The sequence below is a fragment of the Rhodospirillaceae bacterium genome (assembly GCA_018660465.1).
GTDB lineage: Bacteria > Pseudomonadota > Alphaproteobacteria > Rhodospirillales > JABJKH01 > JABJKH01.
In genome coordinates this window covers 1-9,114 of record JABJKH010000086.1, presented here as the reverse complement: position 1 = coordinate 9,114, position 9,114 = coordinate 1, and the positions used below count along the sequence as shown (strand labels likewise).

General features: G+C 49.3%; 10 protein-coding genes. 6 read left to right on the top strand and 4 right to left on the bottom strand.

The window, feature by feature from the left end:
* The first annotated feature begins 143 nt into the window (after positions 1–143).
* Positions 144–755 carry a hypothetical protein gene (locus HOM51_13780; GenBank protein MBT5035578.1) on the top strand — a complete coding sequence of 204 codons (612 nt, stop codon included), beginning with the start codon at positions 144–146 and terminating at the stop codon, positions 753–755.
* A gap of 52 nt (positions 756–807) precedes the next feature.
* On the opposite strand, the gene HOM51_13775 is transcribed toward HOM51_13780, so the two are convergent.
* Positions 808–978 (bottom strand): DUF3012 domain-containing protein, encoded by a 171-nt coding sequence (locus HOM51_13775; GenBank protein ID MBT5035577.1) that lies wholly within the window; start codon positions 976–978, stop codon positions 808–810.
* Positions 979–1,089: 111 nt separating this feature from the next.
* Between HOM51_13775 and HOM51_13770 the strand changes: the two genes are divergently transcribed.
* On the top strand, positions 1,090–1,731 hold the full coding sequence (locus tag HOM51_13770) for a hypothetical protein (GenBank protein ID MBT5035576.1): 642 nt from the start codon (positions 1,090–1,092) through the stop codon (positions 1,729–1,731).
* A 51-nt stretch (positions 1,732–1,782) separates the two neighbouring features.
* Here HOM51_13770 and HOM51_13765 read toward each other — a convergent pair whose 3' ends face one another.
* On the bottom strand, positions 1,783–3,444 hold the full coding sequence (locus HOM51_13765) for a response regulator (GenBank protein MBT5035575.1): 1,662 nt from the start codon (positions 3,442–3,444) through the stop codon (positions 1,783–1,785).
* 286 nt (positions 3,445–3,730) lie between these two features.
* On the opposite strand from HOM51_13765, the gene HOM51_13760 reads away from it, so the two are divergent.
* On the top strand, positions 3,731–4,522 hold the full coding sequence (locus HOM51_13760; protein ID MBT5035574.1) for an aldo/keto reductase: 792 nt from the start codon (positions 3,731–3,733) through the stop codon (positions 4,520–4,522).
* On the opposite strand, the gene HOM51_13755 is transcribed toward HOM51_13760, so the two are convergent.
* Positions 4,519–5,538 carry an isopenicillin N synthase family oxygenase gene (locus HOM51_13755; protein ID MBT5035573.1) on the bottom strand — a complete coding sequence of 340 codons (1,020 nt, stop codon included), beginning with the start codon at positions 5,536–5,538 and terminating at the stop codon, positions 4,519–4,521. The two genes, HOM51_13760 and HOM51_13755, sit on opposite strands and share 4 nt — an antisense overlap.
* Before the next feature lie 64 nt (positions 5,539–5,602).
* Entirely contained in the window at positions 5,603–5,983 is a 381-nt protein-coding gene (locus HOM51_13750; GenBank protein ID MBT5035572.1) for a hypothetical protein, read from the bottom strand.
* A 126-nt stretch (positions 5,984–6,109) separates the two neighbouring features.
* On the opposite strand from HOM51_13750, the gene HOM51_13745 reads away from it, so the two are divergent.
* The 3 genes from HOM51_13745 (at position 6,110) to guaA (ending at position 9,010) form a co-directional block, all read left to right on the top strand.
* The gene (locus HOM51_13745) at positions 6,110–6,892 is read left to right on the top strand and encodes a glutathione S-transferase family protein (GenBank protein MBT5035571.1); all 783 of its coding nucleotides are present in this window, start codon (positions 6,110–6,112) and stop codon (positions 6,890–6,892) included.
* Positions 6,893–7,102: 210 nt separating this feature from the next.
* Positions 7,103–7,342, top strand: coding sequence for a hypothetical protein (locus tag HOM51_13740; protein ID MBT5035570.1), 240 nt, complete (start codon positions 7,103–7,105; stop codon positions 7,340–7,342).
* A 117-nt stretch (positions 7,343–7,459) separates the two neighbouring features.
* Positions 7,460–9,010 (top strand): glutamine-hydrolyzing GMP synthase, encoded by a 1,551-nt coding sequence (guaA, locus tag HOM51_13735; protein MBT5035569.1) that lies wholly within the window; start codon positions 7,460–7,462, stop codon positions 9,008–9,010.
* Positions 9,011–9,114 lie beyond the last annotated feature (104 nt).

Below are 9,114 nucleotides of genomic sequence, written 5' to 3'. Positions count from 1 at the left end.
GACAGGGGTGACGTGTCTGCGATTTCTGTCTCATCTTCGTTCCCTTCGGTCACTACGATGAGCTAAAAATCCTCTCTTATGCAATCCCGCTAATTTGTTCCATAGGCGCTGACGTTAGACACTTTGAGTAGTTTGTGTTTGGTTTGTTCGCTACCGTTATCCTGGCCTTCCAGCCACCGGGTCCACCTAAAAAGCTGACCAAGAAACCATCGTTCTTCTTACAAATGATTGCCCAAGTTATCTTGGTGCTGTCTGCCGTGTATTATCACGCTGGCGGAGGGGGGGCAGCGTCATCGGCTGACTATGCTCAATGGGTTGCAGGATTCGTTATGTTGCCTATTTTTGCAATGATCGGCAGTGCCATCAGCAAGAAGGCCATGAGCAAGCAGTTGGCAGCACGACAAGCCAAATGGGAGGCCAGCCCTGAAGGTCAACGCTGGGCTGCCGAGCAGGCCAGGAAACTTGCTCCCAAAGGAAACAAGATTAGCAATAAGCTCACAAAAATGCCGAATGGCGATTACGTGGATGAAGATGGCACCTTCTATAAGGACGGCAAGGGCTATTATATCGACGACGATGGTAACGCCTACATGGACGATGACCTATACGCGATGAAAGAAAATATTAAAGAGGAATTTTTCCATGACTCAGATTATGACAGCAGCAAGAAAAAGAAGAAAAGAAAGAAAAAGAAATCCAAGGCAAACGCCAAACCTGACGACGGAAAAAAACCAAATCCCAACGCTGCAGCTTAGACTGGGATCAAACAGACAGTCGCTCTCTAGACGGCACCCGCCTGTTATAACGTCATTTTAAAATACAGTGCTTGGCGAAATCTTTCGCTTCATTAGCGGTCACATCGCCTTTCGATTTAGCTTTGATCTGGTCGCACCATTCCTTGCTGCCAATCTCTGGAGAACAAGCGGATAGAGTAATCGCAAATACGGTTGCAACCAAAGCGGTGACAGAAAATTTCATGATTTTAGTCGGAGTCATTTTTACCTCTTTCTTTTATTTTTTGCCAGAGCATACTCACGGATAATAATTATAGATTTTGTATCCTTTAGAAATACAACATGGAGGCATCATATGAAACGCCTTTTCATTACATTTGCAGCATTTTTTCTTCCTGTTGCTGCGTCAGCGCAGTCGACCCTGCTGCCAACTCCTCCACCGCCGCCGCCTCTACAAGCTCCTGCGCCGTTGCCGTCCCTAACTAAATCTGTTGGTGACTTAATCGGCACTGTTTTTACAGAGGAGGAAAAGCGCATCATCCGCGCTGCCGTCAATGTCGTCTCTCCTGGAACCCTACCTGAACCACAATCGAACCGGGAAGAAATATCACCCAGATCATCTGGAGACGCCCAAGAAATCAAACAAGACGAAGATGATGGAGACCGAAAGCACAAGAAAAAGAAAAATATATGGAAGAAAAAAGCCAAGAAACACAAAGGCAAACACAAAGGAAAGGGCCGCGGAAAAGGCCTACCACCCGGCCTAGCGAAACGAGGTAAATTACCGCCAGGTCTCGCCCGCAAACTTGAAAAAAATGGTGAGCTGCCGCCGGGACTTCAAAAAAGAAGCCTGTCGAAAGAACTCGAGGCAAAGCTGCCCCCCGCACAGGTGGGGACTGAACGTAAAGTTGTCGGCAATGACGTCGTACTTCTGAATAGAACCACCAATGTCGTATTGGATATTATTCGGGATGTGACAACGCAAAGTGGGAAGTAGGAAGTATGTTTTGACTGACCTTGTCGGATATTACCGACGACCAAATGGCCCCTACTCTGCCCACTGCTGCTCGACCAACTTGCTGCTGTGTTCAACATACGATTCATAGATTTTGGCGAGTCGATCGGCAGTACCTTTGGTGAATTGGTCGTCCAAAAGAAGGGCTTGTTCTTTGTCTCGTAAGATATCGAAGATGTCGGAAAAAAGGGTAACGAAGAACAGGCTAAAATGTTCTTCGGTGAAAATATCTATTTGGCCTTGTCCCTTTTTCTTGTCATCAAGACTGTTGATCGTGCCGTTTACGATGGACAAGAACGTTGTCATTCCCGAATAAAAATTATCGAACTTCACAAGCATTTTCATCAATATCGAAAAGGCGAAACTTTTATAATCTTCGTCAGCAACGATCTCTTGCCAAATTTCCTCATCCTCTTCTGCGGTGATTTTCTCAAACAATTTTTCAGCCATTGGGTTCAAGGCATTATAGGAAGCATCGCCAAGCAGTTTGTGCAAATACTCGTCCAACCCACGAATAAAAACCCGAGGAATACGATTTGGAATGCCCTCTAATTCTGTTAGCAAGTGTGAAATTTTAACCAACGTAAGACGCAGCAAAAATTTAGTGCGATTTGCCGAAGCCGGTATTGGTGCCTCTGCATCATCAGGTGGAGATTCTGAACCACCTGATTTCGCTCGCCCGTTTGCGGCACGTGCGCCCAAAACGTCCGCCGATGTATCTGCTCCACTATCCGCCGCAGAAGGTGCATCCCCCTCAACCGCAGCTTCTGTCGAAATTCCAAGCGCACTAGAAATTTCCTTGGCCATGGCCTCAGCTTTTTCGTCGGCAGAGAACGCAAGGCAGATGGATTGCGTTAAGGGTACAATTAATTTTACGTCTTTGTCGGAAAAGTCTTTGCCTGCGTTGCGAATATTCCCGAGTGTCTTATTCAACGCTTCACAGACCCCAGAAACATGAACATAGGGTGTGCCCAGTACTCTTTTGCGTGTGTCAGACGATAATTCAGTAATCCGATCTATTAATTTCTCGGCTTCCGAGTCAACGCCTTGAACTTGAAGTCTTTGAAGCAGGGTATTTGAAAGCACTAAGATTTCCTTAGAGAGGCTTTCGGCCTTGTACCTTGTGACCTGAGAAGTGGCGACAGATAAAGCAGCCTTATATGTATCTTGATTAAATTTTCCGCTTAGTTTTAAACCAAGGCCATTTGGAATATTAACGGGGATTGAATATCCTGATTTGTCATCGAATGCTGCCTGACGATCCGGGCCGACATAGGTACTCGTTACCAAATAAGGCCGGGTATTGCCGAGTAATTTCTCGATACAATCTTTCATTATTATTGCCGAAAGAGGTTTGGTGACAATTTCATCCCCACCCGCATCATTAAACTCAGTAATTTCTTCCGACGTTTCTTCCGACGTCGTCCCGATAACAGGAATAAACGGGCTCACTCCAAGTTCATGAGCCCGCAATCGACTAACAAATTTACTGAGATTCTTGCCACGAAGACCTAGTTCACTGATGATCAGGTCGGGTTCCCAATCCTTAATTTCGCGCAGAAGGTCCTCTTCACTTTTGCCTATCCGATAGTCAGGATAACCATAGGCCTGAAGGGCATACCGCACTGCGTTTGCCGCATTGCGATCTGGATCAATGATTAAGATATCAGCGTCATCTAGTCGCAGATCGGCCATTTCTCTGTACATTTCCCTCAAATAAATACACGGGCAACCCGCAAACCACCGGCAGTATAAAGTCGCCGTATTAAATTTAAATTACCTACTCGCGTATGACCAGAGTGCAGCGGAAACTCGCGTTATAATCATTTTATTTGACCGAACTACGCCAGATAGGCAAGGCTTATACCAAGGAACATAAACAATGCCCCTTGGTATAAGATTATAAAATTCAGACAAAAGAGGCGCGTGTGATTTGAATTTAACATTTTCACTATGCGGCCATGAAATTCCACGCATTGGAATGGGAACACTTTATTTGTCAACCGAACGTGGATTTGGTGGGCCGCTGCCACATGCGGGCGCGTTATTGGAAGAGGCTGTCAGGCTCGGGGTTCGGTTTTTCGATACCGCCGATAGTTACGCCAATGGTATCGCAGAACAAGCGGTGCACGATGCACTTCATCCTTATGACGGCTTGCTGATCACCACCAAGGGTGGCTTTCGCCATGAACGACTTGGCCAATGGTTGCGGGACGGGCGGCCTGAACACCTACGCCAAGTTCTTGATGATAGCCTACGTCGATTGGAACTGGAAACAGTCGATCTTTACCAACTCCACTGCCCTGATCCTCGGATCCCGTACGCCGAGTCAATCGGCACACTCGCCGATCTGCAACGCCAAGGAAAAATTCGCCACATCGGCATTTCCAATGTCGGCACAAGCGAAATCGAGATTGCCCGCGAAGAAGCAGAGATTGTTTCAGTCCAAAACCCGTTCAATGTGCGGTCGCGCCGGGGTGGCAACGTGCTGGGCGGCGGCGATGTGCTAGATGTATGTGAAACCCATGGCATGGCATTTATTCCATGGGCACCACTCGGCGACGGCGGTATATCATGGTCTGATCCGGTGCTGGTGGCATTGGCCGAGAAGCATAAGGCTAGGCCTCCACAGATTGCACTCTCTGCACTCCTTCATCGTTCACCGGTTATATTACCTATCCCAGGGACGAGTTCTCACAACCACCTACGCCAAAATGTGGCCGCAGGGGAAATTATACTGGATGAAGAAGACCTTGATCAGCTTTGGGCCTAGTACTTATCGTCGTCCAGAGTCCCGCCACCCAAAACGCGGGTGTAGTTGCCATCCACATAATTGCAGTAATGTTCAAGGTACTGCATGGGCTTAAACCGAGGCGGATTATCAGGCCCGACGCAGGTCGGCAACGGATCGCTGACCACATCCCAATTAGGGTTATAAAAGAACGCAATCTGATGACGCTCTTGTCCTGGTGGCAACACCCGGTGCGGAGTCGCAATGAACCGGCCATTGGTCCAGACGTTCATGAATTCACCACTGTTGACCAGCATGCTGTCTTTCACGTGCACAGCAGGAATCCAATCGCCATCAGTTGTCATGACTTCAAGCGCAGGAATGCTGGATACAGGTAAGATGGTGATAAAGCCGTTGTCGCGATGCGGTCCGGCAGCTAATTGGTTTTTCTCTGGCGCAACGTTTGGATAGTGAACATTACGCGTCGTCCAATAGGGATCCGTAAACATCGCGTCAAAATAATCTTTGGGCAGGTCAAGCGCACGCGCATACACCGGTAATAATGATCGCCCTAAATCTTCCAGTTGGCCAAAATATTCCAGCATGATCCGCTTAAAGTCGGGCAACAGTTCAGTGCTTGGCCATTTATTAGGCCCTGCGAACCGGCGCTTGGCGACAACTGACGGGTGGTCTGCTGGACGCTCGCGGACAAGCCGGTAATTTGCATTCAGGTCACGCGTAGAATTGTCCGCCAAAGGAGAGGTTACATAGACAGTGGACTTGAACGGCACATAGCCGGGGCCATTTTCACCAACCTTAAGCGCCAGCTTATCGTCATCAGGCAATGCATGAAACTGCCGCACCTGATCCATTGCAGCGGCAACCAGTTCAGGGGCTATGCCGTGGTTGGTCAGGTAATAAAATCCGATTTCTTCCTGTGCGTGACGTAGCTCTTTCGCGGCGGCCTCAAGACTGCCATCTTCACCCCGAAGGTAGGGGCCAATGTCGATAAGGGGAATTTCCCCTGATGGATCAATCTGCTCAGCCACGCCCGTCATTATTGCCTCCCCTGCATGTCAATACAGGAGAATAGCACGGAGATAATTTCCGGGTAAAGAGAGGTTATAACGCGCCGCGCTGCTTTGATTCCAGGAGTCGCATATAGGACCGCTGTCGATCCAGTTGATCGCGGGTTATGTCCTTTTGCTTGGTGCTCAATTCACGAGACTGTTGCTGCTGTTCCGTAATCCGCTGGGTTTGCTCAGTGCGTAATTCAATCGACCGGCCCTTGCTCGGACTTTCGGCGCGGCTTTGGCCCGGCACTGAATTTCTCGTTGTGGGGCGTACGTTGACGCATTTACGCTTCCCAGTTTTGGAGTCGTATTTCAGATGGAATCGGCTGCAGTTATGTGTTGTGTCCGCAACCGTCGGGCGCTGGGCCCAACTGGTAAAAAGGGCAACGGCGACGCTAAAGACAATAGCGGCGAATAAAGGGTGATTCATTATGCCCATTCCTCATAATTATTATTCCCCCTCAATTTAAATAATTCTACGGCTCTTAGGTTACCGAGGGGTTAAATTGTGACGTTTTTCCCTGACAAGATTGCTCCTGGATATTATAAGGCCCGAATGCTTGAACTCTACCACCATTCTACATCCGTTTGTGCGGCCAAAGTCCGCATGGCGTTGGACGAGAAAGATATCCCTTGGAAAGGTCATTATATTGACATCCTGAAGGGCGATCAGTTCACCCCGGAATTTTTGAAACTTAATCCCAAGGGTTTGGTGCCGGTGCTGATCGACGATGGCAAGGTGATCTTGGAATCGACCGTTATTAACGAATATATTGAAGATGCCTTTCCAAAGACCCCCCTTCGGCCTGACAGTGCCGGAGACCGGGCACAGATGCGTTTCTGGACCAAGCTGATTGATGAGCAACTGCACCGAGCGTGCGCAGTCATTACGTTTTCAGTATTTCACCGCCACATTATCCTGAAGCTAAGCGAGCAGGAATTGCAGGACTATCTAGAAGCGATGCCCAGCCCCGAGCTCCGCGCCAAGAAAAAAGGCTGGATTCTTCAAGGCGTTGATGCCCCGGACGCCCAAGAGGCCTTCAAGGCCTACTTCAAGTCCTTGAATGAATTGGATCAGGCATTGGACGGAAACGATTGGTCCGCGGGCCCCTCTTTCTCGTTAGCCGATATCGCTTGGGCTCCTTATGTCAACCGCATGGCCATGCTGGGGATGAACGGCATGTTCACAACCCGGGTCGCCCGCTGGTTTGACCGCATTCAGGCGCGCGAAAGCTTTAAACCTACGGTGCTCGACTGGATCCCAGCGGACATGACCGCCGACATGAAGTCACGGGGACAAGAGGCCTGGCCACAGGTGAAGGGTATTTTAGGACTTTAAGGCCGTTTCACCATGCGAAACGAAATACGCGTACCAGCTATGCGTTTAATACATATTAAGGCCTATTTTCTGCGAATTACTGACATTAATTCCGCATTCCATGCGCACACAGCATATCAGAACATGCCTGCCCTTCCTGATCAGCGCTGTTTATTTCATCACGCTCCATGATAATTTTCTTATTAAGTTAACGTAAGAGGAGTGAGAGCCATGTCGAGCATTACCTATCCAGGAAACCTGTTGGAAGCACGGGCCGAATTCCCCTATGCACTGAATTTCGCCGACCATATTATTAGCCTTACCGGTCAAGTCCTTGAGGCTTTGGCGGCGACATTCGTCACTGTTCCGACTTCTCGAATTAACTCCATGAACCGCCATACCTTAGAAGATATCGGTCTGGACCAGAGCCAAATCGACTTCGGCCAAATGGACTCCTTCTGGCGACTATAGTCTTTTGTCTATCTCCCGGGCTTTGTTCAGCAGAGCGTCAGAGTTCTGTCTGAACTGGGCTTGGGGCGGAGAACACAGGTCTTTCCTGAGCGAGGTCGATAAGCTAGGTTGCTGACCATGCAAGAATGCGTTCTCATCATTGATTTCGGCTCACAGGTTACACAACTTATTGCACGCCGAGTCCGCGAAAGCGGTATTTACTCCGAAATTCATCCATTTAATAAAGTGACGGCAGAAAGCCTCGACAGCTTTGGTCCGAAAGCAATCATCCTATCGGGTGGCCCGGCCTCTGTAACCGACGTTGATACGCCCCGTGCACACGAGGCAATTTTTGATCTGGGAGTACCAGTTCTAGGAATTTGCTACGGCGAACAAACCATGGTGCACCAGCTGGGGGGGCGAGTGACGACATCGGACCACCAGGAATTTGGTCGCGCCCATATTGAAATTATCGATGACTGCGAACTCTTTCATGGGGTTTGGGACGTCGGCTCAAAAGAACAGGTCTGGATGAGCCATGGCGACCGCATCGATGAAATACCCGACGGCTTTAGGGTCGTCGCTGCCAACGATAGTGCCCCCTTTGCCGCCATCGCCAACGACGATAAACATTTTTATGGCGTACAGTTCCATCCTGAAGTCGTCCACACCCCGCATGGCGCACAGCTTCTAGAAAACTTCACACACCGGGTCGCCGGGTGCCAAGGCGACTGGACCATGGCGGCGTTCCTTGAGACCGAAATTACGCAGGTTCGTGAACAGGTCGGTGATGGCAAGGTTATCTGTGGTTTATCTGGCGGGGTCGACAGCTCTGTTGTTGCTGCCTTGCTCCATGAAGCAATTGGCGACCAGTTACAATGCGTCTTCGTTGACACAGGGCTGCTACGCTACGGCGAAGCGGACCAAGTGGTCGATGTTTTCCGAGATCACTATAACATTCCGCTCATCCACCGCGACGCCTCTGACTTATTCCTGGGCAAACTCGATGGCGTTTCCGACCCAGAGCAAAAGCGCAAAATCATTGGCGCGACGTTTATTGATGTGTTTGAAGAAGAGGCGAACAAAATTGCCGATGCGCGATTTCTGGCCCAAGGGACTCTTTATCCAGACGTGATTGAGTCTGTATCGTTTACGGGGGGACCAAGCGTGGTTATAAAATCCCACCATAACGTGGGCGGACTGCCTGAGCGCATGAACCTGAAACTGGTTGAGCCGTTGCGGGAACTTTTCAAAGACGAAGTCCGGGTCCTAGGCCGCGAACTCGGATTACCTGATGAAATGGTCGGGCGCCACCCCTTCCCGGGTCCAGGCCTCGCCATCCGTATTCCTGGTGAAGTCACCCGGGAAAAAGCTGATATCCTGCGTGCTGCGGATCGAATTTATCTGGAAGAGATTAGAAACGCAGGGCTCTACAACGCGATCTGGCAAGCCTTTGCAGTGCTTTTGCCGGTTCAAACCGTCGGCGTCATGGGTGACGCTCGTACCTATGACTACGTATGCGCGCTTCGCGCCGTCAATTCTACCGATGGCATGACAGCTGATTATTACCCCTTCGAGCACGAATTCTTAGGCCGGACCACCAACCGAATCATCAACGAAGTGCGTGGAATCAACCGAGTTGTTTACGATATTACGTCCAAACCGCCAGGTACGATTGAGTGGGAATAAGCCAATTTGTTACGAATTGTCGGCGACGTTATCCCTAAATTTAGAAATAAAATTACTAAATTTAGGGGCAAATTGGGAATTTAGTGCTAAATATAGCAATTTAT